24 protein-coding genes are annotated in these 21317 nt (G+C 67.4%); 9 read left to right on the top strand and 15 right to left on the bottom strand.

Translation table 11 applies throughout. The features are described 5' to 3' along the window. Position 1 precedes the first annotated feature (1 nt). Together EL338_RS04910 and EL338_RS04905 are read left to right on the top strand one after the other, a co-directional pair. Complete coding sequence (locus tag EL338_RS04910; RefSeq protein ID WP_126332699.1) at positions 2–337, top strand: YnfA family protein; 336 nt, start codon at positions 2–4, stop codon at positions 335–337. A 37-nt stretch (positions 338–374) separates the two neighbouring features. After that, positions 375–662 carry a hypothetical protein gene (locus EL338_RS04905; RefSeq protein ID WP_126332698.1) on the top strand — a complete coding sequence of 96 codons (288 nt, stop codon included), beginning with the start codon at positions 375–377 and terminating at the stop codon, positions 660–662. Here the strand turns inward: EL338_RS04905 and EL338_RS04900 are convergent, their stop codons facing one another. The 9 genes from EL338_RS04900 to EL338_RS04860 form a co-directional block, all read right to left on the bottom strand. Further along, positions 663–1733 carry a YncE family protein gene (locus EL338_RS04900; RefSeq protein ID WP_126332697.1) on the bottom strand — a complete coding sequence of 357 codons (1071 nt, stop codon included), beginning with the start codon at positions 1731–1733 and terminating at the stop codon, positions 663–665. A gap of 476 nt (positions 1734–2209) precedes the next feature. Next, positions 2210–2914 carry a helix-turn-helix transcriptional regulator gene (locus tag EL338_RS04895; RefSeq protein WP_126332696.1) on the bottom strand — a complete coding sequence of 235 codons (705 nt, stop codon included), beginning with the start codon at positions 2912–2914 and terminating at the stop codon, positions 2210–2212. Between the two features lie 16 nt (positions 2915–2930). Then, on the bottom strand, positions 2931–3752 hold the full coding sequence (locus EL338_RS04890; protein ID WP_126332695.1) for a class I SAM-dependent methyltransferase: 822 nt from the start codon (positions 3750–3752) through the stop codon (positions 2931–2933). Between the two features lie 109 nt (positions 3753–3861). Continuing rightward, complete coding sequence (thpD, locus tag EL338_RS04885) at positions 3862–4746, bottom strand: ectoine hydroxylase (protein ID WP_126332694.1); 885 nt, start codon at positions 4744–4746, stop codon at positions 3862–3864. Positions 4747–4759: 13 nt separating this feature from the next. Continuing rightward, positions 4760–5149: an ectoine synthase gene (locus EL338_RS04880; protein WP_126332693.1), complete on the bottom strand. Its 390-nt coding sequence runs from the start codon at positions 5147–5149 to the stop codon at positions 4760–4762. Positions 5150–5183: 34 nt separating this feature from the next. Beyond that, entirely contained in the window at positions 5184–6470 is a 1287-nt protein-coding gene (gene ectB, locus EL338_RS04875) for a diaminobutyrate--2-oxoglutarate transaminase (protein WP_126332692.1), read from the bottom strand. Between the two features lie 24 nt (positions 6471–6494). Next, positions 6495–6959, bottom strand: a complete 465-nt coding sequence (gene ectA, locus EL338_RS04870) for a diaminobutyrate acetyltransferase (protein WP_235666376.1) — start codon at positions 6957–6959, stop codon at positions 6495–6497. Between the two features lie 364 nt (positions 6960–7323). Next, entirely contained in the window at positions 7324–8097 is a 774-nt protein-coding gene (locus EL338_RS04865; RefSeq protein ID WP_126332690.1) for an amino acid ABC transporter ATP-binding protein, read from the bottom strand. Further along, positions 8094–9461, bottom strand: a complete 1368-nt coding sequence (locus EL338_RS04860; RefSeq protein WP_435404921.1) for an amino acid ABC transporter substrate-binding protein/permease — start codon at positions 9459–9461, stop codon at positions 8094–8096. Before EL338_RS04860 ends, EL338_RS04865 begins: the two co-directional genes overlap by 4 nt. 219 nt (positions 9462–9680) lie before the next feature. On the opposite strand from EL338_RS04860, the gene EL338_RS04855 reads away from it, so the two are divergent. Together EL338_RS04855 and EL338_RS04850 are read left to right on the top strand one after the other, a co-directional pair. Next, positions 9681–10325, top strand: coding sequence for a DUF3060 domain-containing protein (locus tag EL338_RS04855; RefSeq protein ID WP_163792021.1), 645 nt, complete (start codon positions 9681–9683; stop codon positions 10323–10325). 39 nt (positions 10326–10364) lie between these two features. Further along, positions 10365–11132 (top strand): DUF427 domain-containing protein, encoded by a 768-nt coding sequence (locus tag EL338_RS04850; protein WP_126332687.1) that lies wholly within the window; start codon positions 10365–10367, stop codon positions 11130–11132. 118 nt (positions 11133–11250) lie between these two features. Here the strand turns inward: EL338_RS04850 and EL338_RS04845 are convergent, their stop codons facing one another. Next, entirely contained in the window at positions 11251–12744 is a 1494-nt protein-coding gene (locus EL338_RS04845; RefSeq protein WP_126332686.1) for a catalase, read from the bottom strand. Positions 12745–12756: 12 nt separating this feature from the next. Beyond that, positions 12757–13182 (bottom strand): Fur family transcriptional regulator, encoded by a 426-nt coding sequence (locus EL338_RS04840; protein ID WP_235666375.1) that lies wholly within the window; start codon positions 13180–13182, stop codon positions 12757–12759. Positions 13183–13273: 91 nt separating this feature from the next. On the opposite strand from EL338_RS04840, the gene EL338_RS04835 reads away from it, so the two are divergent. From EL338_RS04835 to EL338_RS04825, 3 genes are read left to right on the top strand one after another with little or no spacing between them, the layout of a single operon-like run. Next, positions 13274–13687: a PAS domain-containing protein gene (locus tag EL338_RS04835; protein WP_126332685.1), complete on the top strand. Its 414-nt coding sequence runs from the start codon at positions 13274–13276 to the stop codon at positions 13685–13687. Between the two features lie 39 nt (positions 13688–13726). Continuing rightward, positions 13727–14185: a MarR family winged helix-turn-helix transcriptional regulator gene (locus EL338_RS04830; protein WP_126336681.1), complete on the top strand. Its 459-nt coding sequence runs from the start codon at positions 13727–13729 to the stop codon at positions 14183–14185. A gap of 40 nt (positions 14186–14225) precedes the next feature. After that, positions 14226–15752 (top strand): PucR family transcriptional regulator, encoded by a 1527-nt coding sequence (locus EL338_RS04825; RefSeq protein WP_126332684.1) that lies wholly within the window; start codon positions 14226–14228, stop codon positions 15750–15752. Here the strand turns inward: EL338_RS04825 and speB are convergent. Genes speB through EL338_RS04810 form a run of 3 tightly spaced genes read right to left on the bottom strand, consistent with a single transcriptional unit; the run spans position 15749 to position 19640 of the window. Beyond that, the gene (speB, locus tag EL338_RS04820) at positions 15749–16702 is read right to left on the bottom strand and encodes an agmatinase (protein WP_126332683.1); all 954 of its coding nucleotides are present in this window, start codon (positions 16700–16702) and stop codon (positions 15749–15751) included. The two genes, EL338_RS04825 and speB, sit on opposite strands and share 4 nt — an antisense overlap. Then, positions 16699–18342, bottom strand: a complete 1644-nt coding sequence (locus EL338_RS04815) for an amidohydrolase (RefSeq protein WP_126332682.1) — start codon at positions 18340–18342, stop codon at positions 16699–16701. The genes speB and EL338_RS04815 overlap by 4 nt, the downstream gene beginning before the upstream one ends. Next, positions 18339–19640 (bottom strand): MFS transporter, encoded by a 1302-nt coding sequence (locus EL338_RS04810; protein ID WP_163792019.1) that lies wholly within the window; start codon positions 19638–19640, stop codon positions 18339–18341. The genes EL338_RS04815 and EL338_RS04810 overlap by 4 nt, the downstream gene beginning before the upstream one ends. Before the next feature lie 213 nt (positions 19641–19853). Between EL338_RS04810 and EL338_RS04805 the strand changes: the two genes are divergently transcribed. Both EL338_RS04805 and EL338_RS04800 read left to right on the top strand, forming a co-directional pair. After that, on the top strand, positions 19854–20291 hold the full coding sequence (locus EL338_RS04805) for an OsmC family peroxiredoxin (protein ID WP_126332680.1): 438 nt from the start codon (positions 19854–19856) through the stop codon (positions 20289–20291). After that, on the top strand, positions 20288–20758 hold the full coding sequence (locus EL338_RS04800; protein ID WP_126332679.1) for a hemerythrin domain-containing protein: 471 nt from the start codon (positions 20288–20290) through the stop codon (positions 20756–20758). The genes EL338_RS04805 and EL338_RS04800 overlap by 4 nt, the downstream gene beginning before the upstream one ends. A 311-nt stretch (positions 20759–21069) precedes the next feature. On the opposite strand, the gene EL338_RS04795 is transcribed toward EL338_RS04800, so the two are convergent. Then, positions 21070–21282 (bottom strand): hypothetical protein, encoded by a 213-nt coding sequence (locus EL338_RS04795; protein ID WP_126332678.1) that lies wholly within the window; start codon positions 21280–21282, stop codon positions 21070–21072. Positions 21283–21317: the final 35 nt, after the last annotated feature.

Genomic DNA, 21317 nt, shown 5'->3' with positions numbered 1-21317 from the left:
GGTGACGGTCGGCAAGTCGGTTTTGTTGTTTGTGGTCGCGGCGCTGTTCGAAATCGGCGGGGCCTGGCTGGTGTGGCAGGGCGTGCGCGAGGACCGCGGCTGGTGGTGGGCCGGGCTGGGCGCGATCGCGCTGGGCGCCTACGGATTTGTCGCCACGCTGCAGCCCGACGCGAACTTCGGCCGCATCCTGGCCGCCTACGGCGGTGTGTTCGTGGCCGGTTCCTTGGCCTGGGGCATGCTGCTCGACGACTTCCGGCCCGACCGTTGGGACCTCACCGGCGCGCTGATCTGTCTGCTCGGCGTGGGCGTCATCATGTATGCGCCGCGGACCGGCTGAGGAGTGCTCTACTGGTAGTACGACGAAAGGCGAGACCATGCGGATCCTGAGCGCGACGGCGGCGACGATCGTCGGCCTGTCCGCGGCCCTGTTGTCGGCGCCGGCGGCCGGGGCCGACGAGTCGGCCGCGGACGTGATCGCCGATCTGCGCGGGCAGGGCTACAACGTGGTCGTCGACCGGATGGGCACGGGGTCGCTCGATCGGTGCGTGGTCACCGACGTCCGCAACCCGACCCAGATCGAGCGGATGCGCATCGCCATCGACGACGACGCGCCCACCCCGACCCGGCAGACCATCACCGTGTCGCTGAACTGCACCGGCTGATCAGACGGCGGCGGCCTCGAGTTCGTGCATCGGCACGTCGATGACGTCGGCGTCGAAGATCTCCGCCAGGGCGTCCTTGCCGGCCTTGGTGACCGCCAGGGATGCCACGCGGCCGTCGTAGTCGGTGACGAACAGCAGCGATCCGTCGTGGCTCTCGACCGCGGCGACCGGATCGGTGCCGGTCACGATGCGGTCGACGATGCGCCGCGTGGACGTACACAGGACCGTGATGTGGCTGCCGCTCACGACGTAGACCCGCTCACCGTCGGCGCTGACCGACACCTGACCGACGGCGGCGCCGATCTCGATGGTGCCGGTGATCTGCAGCGTGGTCGCGTCGAGGAGATCGATCACGCCGCCGAACTCGTCATCGTCGCTGATCGCGAACAGGGTGGCGCCGTCGCGGCTGACCGCGATGTCGCGGACCATCGACGGGATGGGCTCGACGCGCAGCACCCGGCCGCCCTGGACCGCCAGGACCACACCGGAGCTGTCGTCGACCGCCGCGACGTACACGACGTCGGAGGTCGGGCTGACGGCCACCGCGGTCGGCACGGTGTGCGGTCCGGCGACCAGCTCCACGGTGCTCACGTCGTGGGTGTCGGTGTCGATGACGCCGAGCGACATCGCGGTCTCCGAGGACTGCAGGGCGTAGACGCGCCGACCGTCGCGGCCGGCGGCGATGCCCCGAATGTTGCCGTGCACCGGGATCCGGGCGATGACGGCCGCGCGCTCGAGCACGGTCACCGTGTCGTAGGCCGGTTCCACCGAGGCCACGTAGGCGCGGCGGCCGGCGATCGCGATCGCGGACGGCTCGTAGATGTCGCCGACGGAGGTCACGTGGCCCAGCGTGTGGGCGGCACGAACCGAGACGGTGTCGGCGGCGTAGTCGGCGGTCAGTAGGCAGCCGTCGAGTTCGGCAAGCGCGGTGATCGGGCCGACGGTGACGGTCGCGGCACGGGCCGGCGCGAAGGACGGCGCATCCTGGACCAACGCAGCGGTCAGGGCAACCGGGGCGACATTGGCCGGGGCGCGGTTGGCGAGTGCCACCCCACCGACAGCACTGGTCACTTGCTCCACATTGGCCACTCTGTTGTTTGCCATACTCGTCTTTTTCCTCCCTCTGGCGCATGCCTCGCCACCGTGCGGGTAGCGAGATCGACGCCAGGATCGGCATCAGCCATGGTCGAGTCTAGCGACCGAATACGACATCAAATCCGTTCGCGGAGCCTCGGCCGAACGCTGCGGCGAATTTGTCTAAGCATGCGCTCAGCCCGCGTCGTTACCAAATCGTGTTGTTTGCTGGCAGCAAGACCCTACAAGTCGTCAGCCTGCTCCGTTTCAAGATCTGGCTAATTGCCATTTACGAATTCTTCGACTTCTCTTAATAAGACTTTCTCAACTGACGCCTCCGAAAATGAGTGGCAAATCACACTCTGTATTTCGGCCGTGTTACGCGGCGTCGCCCCGGAACCCCGCCCGGCCGACGCCGGCGGCGCCGCCGCCGGCCGCGAGACAAGCCACAGCGACGCGGCGATGTTCGCTGGCTAACAGCCGGACTCGGCTTCGAGCAGCAGGCTGACCTCACAGGAGCCCGCCTGCGGGTCGGGCTGCACGCTCACCCGGTAGCCGCCGCCGAGCGTTTCGGTATTGCTGTCCACGACTTCCTGGATGAGGCCCTGCTGGATGCCGCGGACCACCTCGGGGGCGTCGACGGCGATCTCGGCCAGCGGGCACGTGCAGATTCCGACGGTGACGGCGCCGAACGCCTCCACCACCGCGCGGGTCTGGAATCCGAGTTCGTCGAGCGCGTCGACCACCAGGTCGGTCACCGAGTCGGCGGTCCGCCCCGCGGTCAGCCGCGTCCGGCGGGCCAGATCGGCGCCGATGCGCACGGCCCGCTGCTCGCGCTCTTCGGCCGTCCCGCCGAGGTGGGTCGCGAACAGCGCGACGATGTCGGCATAGTCCAGCCGGGGAGCCAGCTCATAGGTCAGCCGGGGGCGGCCCGCCCCGCCGCTGCGGGTGCCCGCGCCGCGACGAATCGCCCCCTGGGCCTCCAGCGTGGTCAGGTGGAACCGCGCCGTGGTGACGTGGATGTTCAGGGCGTCGGCCACCTGGCGGGCGTCGACGGGCGCACCGGAGCTGCGCATGAGGCCCAACACCCGTCGGCGCTGTTGGCCGGCCGCCCGCTCCGAGCGGCCCGAGGAGAGGTCCTCGTGGCCACCCGGAGTCAGCGTGTCGTGCGGTGTCATCGTGATGCGGCGCCGGTCAGTTGGCGGCGCCGGCCTTCCCTTCGGGCACCTGAGCCACGATCGCGACCGCGGTCAGATCCTTGCCGTACTTGGTGAAGGTGTTGCGCATCCCCAGCACCCGCTTGCGCGCAGGCGGATTGGTGAGCACGTTGCCCACGATGCGCAGGGCGCCGAGCAGACCCTCGTCGTCGATCACGCGCTTGGGGCGCAGCAGGGCCATCGGCGCCTGGTCGACGGACTTGACCTCGAAGCCGGACTCGGTGAGCAGCGCCGACCACTCCGCGATGGTCAACGGCCGGGCGTTGACCTTGATCGAGCGGGCCAGGTCGCGACGGACCGCGTCCTTGGTGTCCTGCGGAAGGTTGTCGGGCTTGAGCCCCAGTTCGTGGATCGCGTAGCGACCGCCGGGGCGCAGCACCCGGAACGCCTCGTCGACGATCGCCTTCTTGGCCTTGTCCCCCTGCATGGTCAGCATGGCCTCGCCGACGACGACGTCGGCGCTGCTGTCCGCCAGGCCGGTTTCGGAGGCATCCGCGGTCACGGTGCGGCCACCGGTGGCGTCGACGACCTCCTGCACCATCGCCGAGGCGGCACCGCTGTCGTCGACCCCGACGTAGGAGGACGGCCGCAGCGCGCCGATGTCCTTGGCCGTGCGTCCCAGACCGGGACCCAGTTCGACCACGTCGGCGCCGGTGATCCCGGCGGCGGCCAACAGGCGGGTGGTCAGCTCGAGGCCACCCGGACGCAGCACGCGCTTGCCCAGGCGGGCGAGCAGCCAGTGCCCGGGCAGGTCGTCCCAAGAACGTTGGGCCAGCGGCAGCTGGTTCTTCTCCGTCATCTCCGGTCCCTTCGAGCGAGCCCTATTTAGAGGAAATCTCTGCGCTTAACTGTAGAAGTTTGGTTAGCCTAAGGCAAGCGCGGTCGCTGGGACCGAAGATGTGCGGAAATTACTCCCCGAACGGCTGGTAACTGCGCGCCGCGAGGTACTCCGGCCGGGGTGTTTGGGCGGCGAACGGCGCAGCGAGTTCGTTCTCCACGGAGTTGAAGACCAGGAACACGTTGGACCGCGGGAACGGCGTGATGTTCGAACCCGAGCCGTGCAACAGGTTGGCGTCGAACCACAGCGCCGTGCCGGCCGGGCCGACGAACTGATCGATGCCGTACTGCTCGGCCGCCTTGGTCAGGGTGTCGCGATCGGGCACCCCGATCTCCTGGGACACCAGCGAGGTCGCGTGGTTGTCCTCGGGTGTGGCGCCCACGCACGGGTAGAACGTCTGATGCGAACCCGGCATGACCATCAGTGACCCGTTGAACGGGTAGTTCTCGGTCAGGGCGATCGAGCAGGAGACGGCCCGGATGGCCGGCATCCCGTCCTCGGCGTGCCAGGTCTCGAAGTCCGAGTGCCAGTAGAAGCCGCTGCCGGTGAAGCCCGGCATCATGTTGATCCGCGCCTGGTGGATGTAGACGTCGCTGCGCAACAGCTGACGCGCGATCGGCAGGACGGTGTCCAGGCTGATCACCTCGGCGACGATGTCGCTGAGCAGATGCGGTTCGAACACCGACCGGATGCCGCCCCCGGGCTCACGGATCACCCGGGGGTCGTCGGCCTCCAGCTCGGCTCCGAGCCGCTCGAGCTCCTGACGCAGTGGCGGAAGCCACTGTTCGTCAAGGGTATTCGGACGAATTAGGTAGCCACGCTCGGCGTACGCGTCCAGCTCGGCCTGGCCGAGCGGGCCGTGCGCGTGATCGCCCCAGACCGCGGGATCCACCCGCGGCACCGGCGCGATCGCGTGGTCGAGTCGGGTCGGGTAGTTATCGTGCGCGACTGTCATTCGATCGGCCTCGCTATTCCAAGATTGAAGGCGGGTACGTCCCTGTCTCGTCGTGGACCTCTTTACCCGTGACCGGCGGGTTGAACACACACATCATGCGCAATTGCTCATGACAGGTGACCCGGTGCTTCTCGTGGCCGTCCAGCAGGTACATGGTGCCGGGTTCCAGCTTGAACTCGTCACCGTTCTCGAGGTTGGTCAGCACCCCCGACCCCTCGACCACCCACACCGCCTCGACGTGGTGGCGGTACTGGAACTCGCTCACCGAGTTGGCGTTGATGGTCGTCTCGTGGAACGAGAAGCCCACGCCGTCGCCGGCCAGGATGATGCGCTTGGAGCGCCACGCGGCGTCGGCGACGTCGCGTTCGGTATCGGTGATTTCGGCGGTGGTCCGCACAATCATGACTTCAAACTCCTTCTAGCGGTGTCTTTTCGCCTCAGGCGAGGGTAGCGGCCACCGCTTCGGCCAGGATGTCCAATCCGGCGTCCAGGTCGGCGTTCGAGGTGGTCAATGGCGGGAGGAGCTTGACCACCTCGTCGGAGGGGCCACTGGTCTCGGCGAGCAGGCCCCGCTCGAAGGCCACGCCACACACCGCGTTGGCGGCCGGCGCGTCCTCGAACTTCAGCGCCTGGACCATGCCGCGGCCACGGGCGCTGACGCCCTCGTGGCTGCCGGCGATGCTGTCCAGCCGGGTGCGGACAAACTCACCCTTGCTCATCGTTTCCTTGTTGAATTCGTCGGTGCGCCAGTAGGTTTCCAACGCCTTGGTCGCGGTCACGAAGGCTGGGTTGTGGCCGCGGAAGGTGCCGTTGTGCTCACCGGGGGCCCAGACGTCGAGTTCCGAGCGGAACAGTGTGAGCGCCATCGGCAGGCCGTAACCACTGATCGACTTCGATAACGTGACGATATCCGGCTTGATACCGGCCACCTCGAAGCTGAAGAACGGTCCGGTACGGCCGCAGCCCATCTGCACGTCGTCGACGATCAGCAGGATGTCGCGGGTGCGGCACAGCGCAGCCAGGGCCTGCAGCCACTCGACACGGGCCACGTTCACCCCGCCCTCGCCCTGCACGGTCTCCACGATCACCGCGGCGGGGCGGTTCAGGCCGCCGCCCGAGTCGTCCAGGACGCGCTCGAACCAGTGGAAGTCCTCGGTGACGCCGTCGAAGTAGTTGTCGTAGGGCATCGGGGTGGCGTGCACCAGCGGGATACCCGCGCCGGCCCGCTTCATCGAGTTACCGGTGACCGACAGCGCGCCCAGGGTCATCCCGTGGAATGCGTTGGTGAAGTTGATGATCGACTCGCGGCCGGTCACCTTGCGGGCCAGCTTGAGGGCGGCCTCGACGGCGTTCGCGCCGGTGGGCCCGGGGAACTGCACCTTGTAGTCCAGACCACGCGGCTTGAGGATCAACTCCTCGAAGGTGGTGAGGAAGTCGGTCTTGGCGGCGGTGGCGATGTCCAGCGAGTGCACGATGCGGTCGTTGGTCAGATAGTCGATCAACGCCGACTTGAGCACCGGGTTGTTGTGGCCGTAGTTCAGCGCACCGGCACCGGCGAAGAAGTCCAGGTACTGCCGCCCGTCCACGTCGGTGATGTGCGATCCCTGCGCGTGGTCCATCACCGTGGGCCAGCCGCGGCAGTAGCTTCGGACCTCGGACTCGACGGACTGATAAACCTCGGGCAAATCAGTTTCAGACGGGCTGAGGATGGGTGCTGACGTCATGACGTCCTTCCGGGTTGATGAGGGTTAGCAGTTGAGTTCGGCGGTGACTGGACCAATGCGCAGCAGCGGCTCCTCTTCGTGGGCCAAGTCTGCGTCCAGGAGTTCAGCTCCGTACCAGGGCAATTCGACGACCGGCACGCCGTGTCGACGGGCAAAGCCACCGAACAGCGCGCGTGACGCCGAATTGCTGGGCGCCACAGTGGCTTCCAGGGTGAGTGGGTGTCCGTGCCGATCGCGGCGCACGCGTTCGACCAGGGTGTCGAGCATCGTGCCGCCCAAGCCGGATCCGCGGGCCGCAGCGGCGACCACCACCTGCCAGACGAACAACGCTTCGGGGCGCGACGGCGGGTGATAACCCATGACGAAGCCGTGCAGTTCGCCGTCGCGATCGGCCACGATCGAGGAGTCGGCAAATTCCGTCGCCATCAACAGGTAGGCATACGTGGAGTTCTCGTCGAGAACCTTGCTCTCGACCACCAGGCGATGCATGTCGAGTGCATCGCGGCCTTCGGGACGTCGCAGGACGCCGTCCCAGGGTCGCGCCACCTGCAGTTGGCCAGATCCATCGGATGCGGCCAAAGGGGCTTGAAGTTCCCTATCAGAAGCGAACATATCTAGTTAGCTGTCACCACCGAACAAGTCATCGATCTAGGTTCAAGTCTCAGTCATCGGTGTGTTTGAACGTATGCAACCCCGGCGCAGTTATCAAACGGTCGACACCCGGTTCGGACAGCCTCGTCACGCTTATGGTCGGCGAATGACCGGCAAAACCCCTGCTCTGCGCCCTGCCGTCGCCGTTACCAAATCGTTACCAAACTCTGCGGGGCCGCTCAGGTGATACGGCGACGGTTTCCTACAGCACCTTGGAGAGGAACTCCCGCAAACGTGGATGCTTTGGATTGCCGAAAACCTCGTCCGGGGTGTCGTCCTCGACGATGTTGCCGTCGGCCATGAAGATCACCCGCGAGGCCACCTCGCGGGCGAATCCCATCTCGTGGGTGACCACCACCATCGTCATGCCCTCCCGGGCCAGCCGGCGCAACACCTCGAGGACGTCGCCGACCATCTCCGGATCCAGTGCGCTGGTGGCTTCGTCGAACAGCATGATCGATGGGTTCATGGCCAACGCCCGCGCGATCGCCACCCGCTGCTTCTGGCCACCGGACAGCGTCGCCGGCTTGACGTGGGCCTTCTCGGCCAGTCCGACCTGGTCGAGCAGGTCCAGCGCGCGCTTCTCGGCGGTCTCCTTGTCCATCTTCTTCGTCAGAAGCGGTGCGAGCGTGATGTTTTGCAACACCGTCATGTGCGGGAACAGGTTGAAGTGCTGGAACACCATGCCGATGTGTTGGCGCACCTTGTCCAGGTCGACCTTCTTGTCGGTGAGGTCGAACTCGTCGACGACCACCTTGCCGCCGGTGATGTCCTCGAGCTTGTTCAGACAGCGCAGGAAAGTCGACTTGCCCGACCCCGAAGGTCCGATGACACAGACGACTTCACCCTCGCTGATGGTCGTGTCGATGCCGTCGAGCACCACCAGATCGCCGAAGGACTTGCGGAGTCCCTCGATGCGGATCTTGACGTTCCCATCGGGTCCGGCCGCGGCGGTTTCGGGTGCCAGCTGGTTCATTTCACGAGCCTTTTCTCGAGTCGGTCCGAGAGTTTGGTCAGCGCCATGATGACGATGAAGTAGACGATGCCGATGATCAACCACATGTTGAACGACTGGAAGTTGCGGGCAATGATGATGCGGCCCGTCTGGGTCAGTTCGGCGATGCCGATCACCGACAGGATCGAGGTATCCTTCAGGGTGATCACGAACTGGTTGATATAGGACGGGATCATGGTCCGGATCGCCTGCGGCAGAATGACTTTACGCATCGTGGGCAGGTAGCCCACGCCCAGGCTGCGGGCCGCCTCCATCTGTCCCTTGTCCACCGACTGGATGCCGCCGCGGACGATCTCGGTCATGTAGGCGCCGGCGTTCAGCGACAGCGTGATGATCCCCGCGGTCATCGCGGTCATCTGGAAACCCATCGCGGCCGGGATGCCGAAGTAGATGAAGAAAGCCTGCACCAAAAGCGGAGTGCCACGGAAGATGTCGACGTAGGTGGTGCCGATCGCGCGCAACCACAGCGAGCGGGAGACCCGCATCAGACCGAAGATGACGCCGAGCAGCAGCGCGACGGCGATCGAGACCACGGTCAGGATCATCGTCATCTTCAGGCCCGCCATCAGCAGCGGGAAGGTGCTCTTCAGCAGGCCCAGGAAGGAATTGTCCGAGACCGCCGCGCCCTCACCGAGATAGCTGTCGATGATCTCGTCGTAGCGGCCGGAATCCCGCAGGTTCTGCAATCCGGCGTTGAACATGGTCAGCAGTTCCGCGTTCTGGCCCTTGTTCACCGCGAACCCGTAGTTGGCGCCCTGTTCCTTCGGCGTCACGGTCTTGAATCCATTGCCCTGGGCAATGCCGTAGTTCGGCACCGGGTAGTCGTCGAAGATGGCCACGGAGTTGCCGGTGCGGACCTCGTCGTACATCGAGGCCGAATCGGCGAAATAGACCGTGCTGAAACCGTATTCATCCTTGATGGATTCGGCGAACTCGGCACCCTCGGTGCCGTTCTTCACCGCGACGCGCTGGCCGCGCAGATCCTCGTAGGAGGTGATGGTCTCGTTGGTGTCCAGCACGGCCATCTGGACGCCGGATTCGAAATAGGGGTCGGAGAAGTCGAAGACGGCCTTGCGTTCGTCGGTGATGGACATCCCCGCGATCACGGCGTCGACCTGGTTGGCCTGCACCGCCTGCAGCGCGGCGTCGAAACCGAGGGGCTTGAACGTGACGCTGAACCCTTGGTCCGCGGCGATCTCGTTCAGCAGGTCGATATCGATCCCGACGAAATTGCCTTGTTCATCCTGGAATTCGAACGGGGCGAAGGTGATGTCGGTGGCGACCACGTAGTGCTCGCCCTGTGCGGCGGCCGTCGGCGCGAACATCCCGGCGCCGAGCCCGCCGATCAGCAGCGCAATGAGCAGATATGCAAGCCGTATTCGTCTGCCCGTGGTCTCGACGCGTGGGGGTAATCCGGCTCGCATGGTGCGCCTCCTCTGCGGTGCTGCGGACGTCTCACGCTAGCGGTCGGAACCGTGTTACGCGGGTATTCCACGCCCGGGACTTGCGCTGGCAAGCGGCCGGATCTGTGCGAGTATCGGCGGGTGAGTTTGCAGGATGACCCGGAAGCCCGGATCCAGGACCTGGAACGGTCGCTGGCCGATTCCGCCCGCACCGCAGAATCGAACACGCTGCCCTACGACGCGACGCCCCACGACGCGACCTACCCGCCGCCCACCGCGTCGTGGTCGTATGACGCCCCCGTCCCGCCGCGGCCACCGCGCCGGGGTCTGTGGGCCGCCGTCGTCGTCGCGGCGGTCACCGGGGTGGGGGTCGCGATCTACCTGGCCGTCGGCAGCACCTCGACCACGCCGGGTCGGCCCACCTTTTCCGGTGGCGGCGGCGGCTTTCCCAACACCACCGCGGCGGCGCCCACCCCGGCCCTGCCGACGCCCACGCCCACCCCCACCGTCGAACCGGGCGAGACGCTGACGGTGACGGGTATCGACGGCAACGAACCGCTGCACTGCGACAACAACGTCGTCAGCGTCAGCGGTATCGACAACATCGTCACCGTGACGGGTCACTGCGCCGAGGTCGTCGTCTCCGGGGTCCGCAATGTGATCGTCGTGGACTCCACCGACGTGATCAATGTTTCCGGCATCGAGAACCGGGTCACCTACCGCTTCGGCGCGCCGGAGGTGAACCGCTCCGGCATCGACAACTCCGTCGAGCAGGGCGAAGGCTGAGTCGCTGCGGGCCGGACGCAACGCTGCCACACTGGCTACATGGCCGCACAGGACTACCCGGCCGAGGCCGCCGAGCGCGGCCGCGTCGAACCCTGCCCGCGTCGGGTCCGCGGCTACCTGGGCACCGATCTGGTCTTCGACACCACGCGGGCGCGCTACGTGTGGGAAGTGCCCTACTACCCGCAGTACTACATTCCGCTCGCCGATGTGCGCGCGGACTTCCTGCGCGACGAGAACCATCCGCAGCGAGTGCAGTTCGGGGCCTCCCGGCTGCACGCGCTGGCGGGCGGAGGTCAGACCTTCGCCGGGGCGGCACGGGTGTTCGACGCCGATACGGACAGTCCCGTCGCCGGACTGGTGCGCTTCGACTGGGCCGCGCTGAGTTGGTTCGAAGAGGATGAACCCATCTACGGCCACCCGCGCAATCCGTACGCCCGCGTCGATGCCCTGCGGTCACACCGCCGGGTGACGGTGACGCTGGAGGGCACGGTGCTGGCCGATACCACGAGCCCCGTCATGCTGTTCGAAACCAGCCTCCCGACAAGGTATTACATCGATCGCGCCGACGTGCGCTTCGAGCACCTGGTGCCCACCGAGACGCAGACGCTGTGCCCGTACAAGGGGGTGACCTCCGGCTACTGGTCGGTGCGAATCGGCGATGCGGTGCACGCCGACCTGGCGTGGACCTACCACTACCCGCTGCCGGCCGTCGCGCCGATCGCGGGGTTGGTGGCGTTCTACAACGAGAAGGTCGACATCGCCGTCGACGATGTCGCGATCGAGCGTCCGCGGACGCACTTCAGCTGACGGCGCCGCCGACCATCACCCCTCGAGCGGTGGGCCCGCCTGCCCACACGATGGCCGGCACGGTGAGCCACCCGGCCAGTAGCGCACCGGGTGGCTCACCGAGCGTCGCGAATCAGCCTCAGGCGTCGCCCATCCCGTCGACGGGTTCGGGCACGCCGCCGGCCCGCACGGCCTTCTCGATGCGCGCACCCAGATCGGCGTCGACGTTGCGCCAGTACTGGAATGCGCGATCGAGCACCTCACCGGAAACCCCGCCCAGCAAGGCGCCGGAGATGGTTTCGACGGCCTCGCTGCGCTGCGCGTCGTTCCACACGTCGCGCACCATGGTGCCGGGCTGACCGAAGTCGTCGTCCTCGGAGTGCAGGCTGTAGGCCGCGCGCAGCAGTTCGCCGTCGGTCTCCCAGCCGTCCTCGGCCGGGCCGGTGACGTCGGCCCACGGCCGCCCGGTGCTGTTCGGTGCGTACACCGCCGCGTTGCCGGCGTGGTGATAGGTCATGTGCCCGTCGAACATGTACGAGTTCACCTCGACGCCGTCGCGGGGCTGGTTGACCGGCAACTGGTGGAAGTTGGTGCCGATCCGGTTGCGCTGGGCGTCGTTATAGGCGAACGCCCGGCCGAGCAGCATCTTGTCCGGCGACAGCCCGATGCCCGGCACCGTGTTACCCGGCGAGAACGCGGCCTGCTCGATCTCGGCGAAGAAGTTCTCCGGGTTGCGGTTCAGCGTGTAGGTACCCACCGGGATCAGCGGGTAGTCCGCGTGCGACCAGGTCTTGGTCAGGTCGAACGGGTTGAACCGGTAGTCGGCGGCCTCGGCGTACGGCATCACCTGCACCGAGAGCCGCCAGCTGGGATGCTCCCCGCGCGCGATGGCGTCGAACAGGTCGCGGCGGTGGAAGTCGGCGTCATCACCGGCCATGGCCGCGGCGTCGGCGTTGCTGAGGAACTCCATGCCCTGCTCGGTGTGGAAGTGGTACTTGACCCAGAACTTCTCGCCGCCGGCGTTGACCCACATGAAGGTGTGCGACCCGTAGCCGTTCATGTGCCGCCAGGTGCGGGGCAGCCCGCGCTGTCCCATCAGGTAGGTAACCTGGTGTGCCGATTCGGGATTGAGCGTCCAGAAGTCCCACTGCATCTGGGCCGACCGCAGCCCGGAATCCGGCAACCGCTTCTGGCTGCGGATGAAGTGCGGGAACTTCATCGGGTCGCGCACGAAGAAGATCGGGGTGTTGTTGCCGACGAGGTCGTAGTTGCCCTCGGAGGTGTAGAACTTCATCGAGTAGCCGCGGACGTCGCGCCAGGTGTCGGGGCTGCCCTGTTCACCGGCGACCGTCGAAAACCTGATCAGCAGGTCGGTCTCGGTGCCCTTCTGGAACAGCGCGGCCTTGGTGAACTGCGAGACGTCCTCGGTGACCTTCAGGACGCCGAACGCGCCCGAACCCTTGGCATGCGGGCTGCGTTCGGGAACTCGTTCCCGGTTGAAGTGCGCCATCTGTTCCAGGAAGTGCACATCGTGCAGGACGATCGGACCGTTGCTGCCGACGGTCAGCGAGTTGCGGTCACTGGCGGCCGGCGCGCCGGTCCCCATCGTCGAACCGGTGTGGGGTGTGGTCATGTCGATCTCCAATCACTTCGGGCTGGTTACGGGCTGACAGTCAGGGCATATACCCCAAAAAGTGACTTCCGCTTCATCGATCCGGAAGCCGGCGTCGTCGGAGGTGTGCAGGCACGGTGCGGTTCCGGTGGCGCAGTGCGCATCGACGATGGAGCCGCAGGATCGGCACACCAGGTGATGGTGGTTGTCGCCGGTTTCGAGTTCGAAGCGCACCGGGGAACCCGCCGGTTCGATCCGCCGCAGCAGGCCGGCGTCGGTCAGGGCGTAGAGCACGTCGTAAACGGCTTGGGTGGACAGCGATCCGAGGCGCTTCCGGGCGCCGGTGGCGATGGAGTCGACGTCGCCGTGCGGTTGCGCTTGCACCTCGGCCAGCACCGCGAGACGGGGCTGAGTCACGCGCAGCCCCACTCGGCGCAATTCCTTGTGCCAGAGGGTCACAGCTGCCGCCTTCCAATTGGAACGCTTCCAGACCCCACCATGCCCCCGAATGTTGCGGAAAGCAAGTGTTGCGTAGTGCAATACTCGACGCATGGACGAAACGAGGATCGCCACGGCCCTGCTGTCCGGCCCGGACGCGATCATGGCCGCGGACCGAAATGGCTTGATCACCTTCTGGAATGGCGGCGCCGAGCGCCTCTTCGGCTTCTCCGCCGAGCAGGCCGTCGGCGAGTCGCTGGACCTGATCATCCCCAAGCGCCTGCGCGCCCGGCACTGGGCCGGGTGGCACCGGGTCATGGAGACCGGTCAGAGCAGCTACGGCGACGGGGACATGCTCGGCGTGCCGGCCGTCCGGGCCGACGGCTCGACCATCTCGGTGGAGTTCGTCATCCATCCCGTGACCGACACGCAAGGACAACTCCTCGGTGTGGCGGCCACCCTGCGCGACGTCACCGCACGCTTCGAGGAGACCCGCGAACTACGGCGCCAACTTGCCGAACGCTAGGCGTGGGAAACTGCCGAGGTGAGCACGGGAAAGACGGAGATGACGACGGCCCCGGTCGACGAGTTGCGCGCGTTCGAGCTGGCGACCCGCGACCTGGTCGGGGTGGCGCTGCGCAGCCTCGAAGACCTCGAGGTGTCCCTGCCCCAGTTCCGGCTGCTCGCCCTGCTGCAGGAGCAGGGTCGGTCCACCTCGACGCACTGCGCGAAGGTGCTCGGCGTGGCCGGGTCGTCGGTCACCCGGTTGGCCGACCGGTTGCACGCCTCGGGACATCTGGCGCGGGTCGCCGACCCGTCGAACCGCCGCATCGTGGCCCTGGAACTCACCCCGCAGGGCCGAAAGCTCGTCCAGAAGGCCGCCGCCCGCCGCCGCCGGGAGCTGGGTCAGGTGCTGGATCAGATCCACCCGGAGCAGCGGGCCATCTGCGCGACAGTGCTCGCCACGCTGCACGAACGGTTCCTGGACCGCTCGCTGGAGCCGTCCCGGAGAGTGCCGCTGTAAGGGCCGCACCCGGGTGCCGACGGCTCGGTACTGTCGCAGAGTGCCTGTCACCATCCGCTCCCTGCTGCACCGCTGGGACGCGAGCACACGGCTGATCGTGCCCGCCCAGGACGAGACCGAACCGTCGATCGATGTCCCGGTGACCTGGGTGCACAGTTCCGAGCTACCCGACCCCACCCCCTTCCTCGACGCGGGACATCTGCTGTTGACCGACGGCTCCCAGTTCCCCCGTCGCTCGCGCGACCGGGATCCCTACGACTCCTATGTGGCGCGACTGTCCGAGCGCGGCGTCGTCGGGCTGGGCTTCGGCACACCGCTGATCCATCGACAGCTGCCCGATGCGCTCGAATCGGCCTGCCGCCGGCACGGGTTGCCACTGTTCCTGGTCACCGACCTGACCCCGTTCCTGGCCATCGCGCGCTACGTCGCCGACGAGTTGGCCAACGAACAACAGGCGCGGATCCGGTGGTCGCTGCAGGCCCAGCGGGCGGTGGCACGCGCCGCCCAGCGACCCGACGGGTTGATTTCGATCCTGGCCGAGCTGGAGAACCAGTTGGACTGTTCGGCAATGCTTTTCGATGCGGCGGGGGCCCGGATCCGGTCCCCCGGCGACCCGCCCGACCTGGACACCCCGATCCACGACGCCGTGCGCGCCGCGTTGGAGCAGGGCGTCCGCTCGTCGTCGCGGATCGTCATCGACGGGCAGGAGTTCACCGTCCAGACCATCGGCCACAGCAACCGTCTGGACGGCGCGCTCGTGCTCGGCGGTCTGGACTGGGCCGACCCGGCGGCTGCGGACCTGGCCCACAGCGTCATCGGGCTGGCCAGTCTGGCACTCACCCAGAAGCGCAGTCTGGAGAAGGCGCATCACCATCTGCGCGCGGGCCTGTTCGAGCAACTCCTCAAGGGCGATCGTGTGTTGGCCACCCGCACAGCGACATCCGTCTGGGGCGGGTTGCCCTCGGCGCCGTTGACGGTGCTGGTTGCGCGCCGACCCCACCACAGCGATTTCATCCTCGACGCGTTGGAACGCGAGGCCGAGGAACGTGGCGGCCGGGTGTTCTTCACCGAACGCGAGAACCGCATCCTCGTACTCACCGAAACCCCATCTCCCGCAGAGTTTTTGCAATTGTTCTCGCGCCACTCCATCCCGGTCGGCACTGCGGACGCAATTCCGTTCGAGGCGTTGTCCCGCGGGGTGGCCGAGGCCGAACGCGCGCTGCTGCATGCCATCCAGACCGGGCAGCCCAGCGTCGCCTTCCGGGAGTTCCTGGACCGGGGAATGCTCGGGTTACTGCGCGCGCAAAAGGTGGGCACGGTGGCGCGCGGCATCCTGCGCGTGCTGCACGACCACGACGTGGACAGGGGCGCCGAACTGCTCACGACCGTGCGCGTGTGGGTGCAGAACGAATGCGCGTGGGACGCCACGGCCCGCGAACTCGGCATTCACCGCCACACGCTGCGCAACCGTGTGCAACTGGCAGGGCGGCTACTCGGCCTGGACCTCGACCTGCTGCGGGACCGCCTCGAACTGTGGACCGCCGTGCAGCTGATGACCGAGGACTAACTACCGCGGTTGAGCTGCCCCGCCATGATGCTGATGAACTCGTAGGCGAGGCTGGCCGCGGCCACCGAGGTGATCGCCGCGTGGTCGTAGGCCGGCGAGACCTCGACGATGTCGGCGGCGACGATCGGCAGGTCGCGTAGCCCGCGGATGATGCCGAGCAGCTCACGGCTGGTCATGCCGCCGGCCTCCGGTGTGCCGGTGCCCGGCGCCATCGAAGGGTCCAGGACGTCGATGTCCACCGAGATGTACAGCGGCGCATCGCCGACCCGCTGGCGGACCCGGGCCAGCACCCCGTCGATGCCCAGTGAGTCGATCTCGCGGCAGTGCACGATGGTGAAGCCCAGCCGCTCATCGTCGACGAAATCGTTCTCGTCGTACAGCGATCCGCGGATGCCCACGTGGGCGGAGCGGTCCTTTCGGATCAGCCCTTCCTCCGAGGCGCGCCGGAACGGCGAACCGTGGGTGACCGGTTCACCGAAGTAGGTGTCCCAGGTGTCCAGGTGGGCGTCGAAATGGACGAGGGCCACCGGTCCGTGCAGCGCGTGCACCGCGCGCAGGGCCGGTAGCGCGACAGTGTGGTCGCCGCCGAGGATCACCGCCGGCCGGCTGCCCTCCATCAGGGCGGTGAACCCGAGTTCCATGCTGTCCAACGCCTCGGGAATGTTGAACGGATTGGCGTCGATGTCCCCCGCATCGACCACCTGGGCCACCTTGAACGGCGCGATCCCGACGGCCGGGTTGTAGGGCCGCAGCAGCCGCGAGGCCTCCCGGATCGCCGAGGGGCCGAACCGGGCGCCAGGACGGAACGTCACGCCGGCGTCGAACGGGACACCCACCACCGCGACGTCGAAACTGCCGACATCCTCGGCGCGGGGCAGACGCGCGAACGTCGTCAGGCCGGCGTAACGGGGCGATACCTGGCCGTCGGCGGGCCCCACGATTCCCGTCATGCTGAGAGTCCTTTCGTTGACGCGTGGCGGTCGTATACCTGGCGCCCGCCCACCCAGGTGGCCTCGACGTCGACGTCGACCAAACTCTCGATGTCGGTGTGCAGTGGATCCTGGTCCAGCACAACGAAATCGGCGAACTTCCCGGCCTCCAGCGACCCGATGGCGTGTTCGCGGTGCACCGACGCGGCGGCATGGAGAGTGTGGGCCTGCCAGGCCTCCACGAGGGTGAGGCACTGCGGGCCCGCGCCGAGGCGCTCGCCCGTCAGGGTGCGACGGTCGACGGCGGCGGTCACGGCCTCCAGCGGCCGCGGCGGGCAGACGGGCGCGTCCGAGGACAACACCACCGGGGCGCCGGCATCGCGGATCTCGCCCAGCGGTGTCAGTCGCTGGGCGCGGTCGCCGAGCACGCCGGCCAGTTCGTCGCCGTAGCGCAGCAGGTACTGCGGTTGGGTGATGGGCCACAGTCCCAGTTCGCGGCACTGGGCCACCTGTCCCGGCGTGGGCGCGCCGAAATGTTCGATCCGGTGGCGGGCATCCGCCCGGCTCCCGAGGCTCTGATGCGCGTCGAGGACCAGCTGGATGGCGGCGTCGCCTTGCGCGTGGGTGGCCGCCTGGAGCCCGAGGGTGGCGACACGGCTGATGAGTTCGGCGAGTTCACCATTCGGGTGGTAGAGGTAGCCGAAGTCGTCGACGCTGCAGCAGTACGGCCGGGAAAAGCGCGCGGTCCCGGCGGTCAGCGCGCCGTCGGCGTAGAGCTTCACCCCGGCGATCGCCAGCTGATCGTCGCCGAAACGGCCGCAGATTCCGAGGTTCTCGAGCTCGGTGAGCAGGCTCGAGATCACCAGCATCTCAGCGCGCATGGTCAGCGTGCCGGCCTGCTTGGTCCGCAGGTAGGCGCCGAACTCACGACCGGTCACCTGCGCGTCGACGATGGTGGTGATGCCGTGCGCGTGCAACTCCGCCTGCGCGGCGCACAGTTGCGCGTCAAGCGTCGCGGGGTCGTCAGGCAGGTGGAAGTTCGGGCCGTTGTTGGTGATCTTCACCCCGTGGTGGCCGGTGAGCCAGTCGGCGGCGGCATCCCAGACGGTGCCGTCGGGGGTGCCGTCGGCCTCGCGGCCGAAGTGGCCACCGGGCGGGTCCACGGTGTCGGCGGTCACCCCCATCGACGACAGCGCCCAGCTGTTGACGATGGCGCCGTGGCCGCTGGAATGGAAGACCAGCACCTCGCGATCCTGGGCTACGCGGTCGAGGTCGTGCCGCGTGAGCATCCGCTGCTCGACGACGTTGCCGTGGTGAAAGCCTTTGCCCCGCACGGGACCCGTCCCGTGTGCGGCGCGGGTTGTCAGCGCGGCGACCACGTCGTCGATGGCCGGCGCAGCCTCCCAGCTGCAGTCCACCCAGGCGTTGAATTGGCCGAACATCAACGGGTGACAGTGGGCGTCGACGAAGCCGGCGAGCACGGTCCCGCCGTCCACATCGAGGACATCGACGTCACCCAGCGCCCAGGAGCGGCAGTCGGTTTCGGTGCCCACCGCGACAATCCGATCGTCGCGGATCAGCATCGCCTCGGCCGTGGGGTGGCTCGCGTGCGGACGGATGGTGCCACCGAGCACCAGCAGTTCGCGCGGGTCGCCGCTCATCGCACCGGATCCATCACCTCGTGGTCCACCACGGTCAGCTTGCGGGTGGCCCAGACGCAGCCGGCCGCTCCGAAGCACAGCACCGCGAGGTAGGCGAAGATGAGCGTCGGCGAGCCACCGGTCATTCCGAGCAGGGTGGGTACCACGATCGGCGTCAACGCCCCCGCGGTCAGGGCCGCGCCCTGATAGGCCAGCGAGGTTCCGGTGTAGCGCACCCGCACTGGGAAGATTCCGGCCAGCACCGCGGCGATGGGACCGTAGTTGAAGCCGGTGAACAGCGCAGTGATGATCAGCATCACGGTGATGATCAGGAACGACCCGGTGTGCGCCAGCAGGTACAGCGGGACGGCGGTCACGGCGATGCCGATCAGGCCGACGATCACCACGTAGCGCGGCTGCCACTTGTCGCCGAGCCAGCCGGCCAGCGGCACGAACACCATCTCGAAGAGTCCGCCGATGATGAGGGCATTGAGCAGCAGCTCGACGGGGACACCGGCCTGTTCGGAGGCGTACGACAGGAAGAACGACGAGGTGACGTAGTAGCCGCCGGTGGCCACCAGCATCGCGCCGATGCCGATGAGCAGCGGGCGGGGTGCACGGATGACGTCGCGCACCGGCGCGGCCGAGAGTTCGGCGGCGTTGCGCGCCCGGGCGAACTCCGGCGACTCCCCCACGACCAGGCGCACGATGAGTCCGATGACCACCAACACCGCGGACAGCAGGAACGGGATGCGCCACGACCCGGCCACCAGGCCGTCGCCGATGTGCTCCGAGACGGCGAACACCGCCGAGGACAGCGTGGCCCCGACGGACGATCCGAGTTGGGCGAACGAGCCGAAGAAGGCGCGGCGCCCCTTGGGGGCGTGTTCGATGGCCAGCAGCGCGGCGCCACCCCATTCGCCGCCCATGGCGATGCCCTGCAGCAGTCGCAGGATGATCAACAGCAGCGGCGCGATGGCACCCACCGACTCGTATGAGGGCAGCAGGCCGATACCGAATGTGCCGATACCCATGAGCAGCAGCGTGGCGATGAGCACGGGTTTGCGTCCGTAGCGGTCGCCGAGGTGCCCGAAGATCAGTGCGCCGATGGGCCGCCCCAGGTAGCCGAACGACGTGGTGCCAAAGGCGACGATGGTGCCCAGGACGGGGTCCATGTCGGGCGGGAAGAACACCTCGCGGAACACCAACGCCGCGGCGGTGGCGTAGATGAAGAAGTCGTACCACTCGATGCTGGTTCCAGCCAGCGCAGCGAGTGCGGCCCTGCGAGGGCGGGCGGTGGGGACCGGAGCAGTTGTCACGGGCATTCCTCACTGAGCGGCGAGCCTTCGTCGCTGAACATGGCGTGTTCAGAAACGCTAGGGACGCGGTCCATCCGCCCGCAACCTGACATTCGTCCACTTCAGCCGCCCAGAATCGACAACTGGCCACGCCCGTTTGCCGACCCTGGTTTACCCCGCCCGTTGGGTGTAGCGTTTTTACAAACACAAATTGTAGAAACAGGGAGGGTGGCAATGAGCATCGCCGAACGCAGCACCGGAACCGTGTGGGAGGGACCGCTTACTACGGGAACCGGACGACTGGACTCCGGCAGCGGCGTCCTGACCGGACTCGATGTCACCTGGGCGGCCCGCACCGAGGCACCCGGCGGCAAGACCAGTCCCGAGGAACTCGCGGCGGCCGCGCACTCCTCCTGCTTCTCGATGGCGCTGGCACTGAAACTCGGTGAGCAGCAACTGACTCCGCAACGCCTGGACGTGCGGGCCACCGTGACCCTCGACGAGGTCGACGGGGTACCCACCATCGTCTCGTCCGCACTGGCCATCCGGGCCCGGGTCGACGGCGTGGACGCCGGCAAGTTCGAGCGGATCGTCGACGAGGCCGCCGCCCTGTGCCCGGTGTCGCGATTGTTCGCCGGCGCCAAGATCAGCGTGAAAGCCGAACTCGAATGAGCGTGGGCGGCGTTCTCGAACGCGAACACCGGATCATCGACGTCGGGATCACCATCTTCGCCGGGGCCGAACCCGAGGAGGTGACCGCCAGCCAACGCATGGCCCTGCTCGACGCCATCGCGATGCTGCGCCGGCACATCTACCTCGAAGAGGAGTATCTGTTCCCACCGCTGCGCGCGGCCGGACTGCTCGGACCGGTGATGGTGATGCTGCTCGAGCACGGGAAGATGTGGCCCGTTCTCGACGAACTGGAGCGCCTGCTGGGCGACGGCGACTTCGCCGCGACCGCCGAGTTGTGCCGAAACCTGTTGGAGCAGCTTGCCGCTCACAATTTGAAGGAGGAGCGCATCCTCTACCCACAGGCCGAAGACCTGCTCACCGCGGGCGATCTCGACGAGCTGAACGAGCTGCTGGCCTCCGCCGAGATGCCCTCGGGCTGGGCCTGTTCCGGAGTTGCGGTGGACTGAGCGCGCGGCTTCCGCGACCATGCCGCATCGACGGCCTCGCCTCGGTCACCGACGGGCTGGCATGTACCCATCACCCCGTCGAGATCCACAGACCTTTGGACGTCGGCGTCTGACCCTGCACGCAGTCCAGACTGCCGTGCCGTCTACGCCGAGGGCCACAGCCACATGCTGCCCGCAGCCCTCGGCGTAAGCGGTGGCCGTGCGCGGGGGTGAGAGCACCTCGGCTGGTCGGCGAGAAGAAGGGCTCGCGACACTGGCCTCGGAACTGCACGGCGTGCAGGCACACGATGCCCACGCACCCAGCGTTGCGGTCATGACATTGCGGTGGAGCACGCGCCGATCAGGCCGAAGATCAGCAGCACCGCGCCCATCACCGCCCAGGCCGTGCCGGTGGCCCGGTCGGTCCTGCGGTGACGCAGGCCGAAGATGAGCACGCCAACACCGAGCGCGGGGACCAGCAGCGTGCCGAGCAGGTTGCCCGCCAGGTAGGCCAAGTTCGGCTCGGCCAGCAGGTCAACAGCCACCGCTTCCCCCTCGAGAACCTCCAGCCAGGCTAGCA

The sequence above is a fragment of the Mycolicibacterium chitae genome (assembly GCF_900637205.1).
Lineage (GTDB): Bacteria > Actinomycetota > Actinomycetes > Mycobacteriales > Mycobacteriaceae > Mycobacterium > Mycobacterium chitae.
This window is presented reverse-complemented; position numbering and strand designations above follow the sequence as displayed.

Bases quoted from the DNA above. Each gene is read 5' to 3' on its own strand.
- EL338_RS04905 (WP_126332698.1), top strand. From the start codon at position 375: ATGCGGATCCTGAGCGCGACGGCGGCGACGATCGTCGGCCTGTCCGCG.
- EL338_RS04895 (WP_126332696.1), bottom strand. From the start codon at position 2,914: ATGACACCGCACGACACGCTGACTCCGGGTGGCCACGAGGACCTCTCC.
- EL338_RS04890 (WP_126332695.1), bottom strand. From the start codon at position 3,752: ATGACGGAGAAGAACCAGCTGCCGCTGGCCCAACGTTCTTGGGACGAC.
- thpD (WP_126332694.1), bottom strand. From the start codon at position 4,746: ATGACAGTCGCGCACGATAACTACCCGACCCGACTCGACCACGCGATC.
- EL338_RS04880 (WP_126332693.1), bottom strand. From the start codon at position 5,149: ATGATTGTGCGGACCACCGCCGAAATCACCGATACCGAACGCGACGTC.
- ectB (WP_126332692.1), bottom strand. From the start codon at position 6,470: ATGACGTCAGCACCCATCCTCAGCCCGTCTGAAACTGATTTGCCCGAG.
- ectA (WP_235666376.1), bottom strand. From the start codon at position 6,959: ATGCATCGCCTGGTGGTCGAGAGCAAGGTTCTCGACGAGAACTCCACG.
- EL338_RS04865 (WP_126332690.1), bottom strand. From the start codon at position 8,097: ATGAACCAGCTGGCACCCGAAACCGCCGCGGCCGGACCCGATGGGAAC.
- EL338_RS04860 (WP_435404921.1), bottom strand. From the start codon at position 9,461: ATGTTCGCGCCGACGGCCGCCGCACAGGGCGAGCACTACGTGGTCGCC.
- EL338_RS04850 (WP_126332687.1), top strand. From the start codon at position 10,365: ATGGCCGCACAGGACTACCCGGCCGAGGCCGCCGAGCGCGGCCGCGTC.
- EL338_RS04845 (WP_126332686.1), bottom strand. From the start codon at position 12,744: ATGACCACACCCCACACCGGTTCGACGATGGGGACCGGCGCGCCGGCC.
- EL338_RS04835 (WP_126332685.1), top strand. From the start codon at position 13,274: ATGGACGAAACGAGGATCGCCACGGCCCTGCTGTCCGGCCCGGACGCG.
- EL338_RS04830 (WP_126336681.1), top strand. From the start codon at position 13,727: ATGACGACGGCCCCGGTCGACGAGTTGCGCGCGTTCGAGCTGGCGACC.
- speB (WP_126332683.1), bottom strand. From the start codon at position 16,702: ATGACGGGAATCGTGGGGCCCGCCGACGGCCAGGTATCGCCCCGTTAC.
- EL338_RS04815 (WP_126332682.1), bottom strand. From the start codon at position 18,342: ATGAGCGGCGACCCGCGCGAACTGCTGGTGCTCGGTGGCACCATCCGT.
- EL338_RS04805 (WP_126332680.1), top strand. From the start codon at position 19,854: ATGAGCATCGCCGAACGCAGCACCGGAACCGTGTGGGAGGGACCGCTT.
- EL338_RS04800 (WP_126332679.1), top strand. From the start codon at position 20,288: ATGAGCGTGGGCGGCGTTCTCGAACGCGAACACCGGATCATCGACGTC.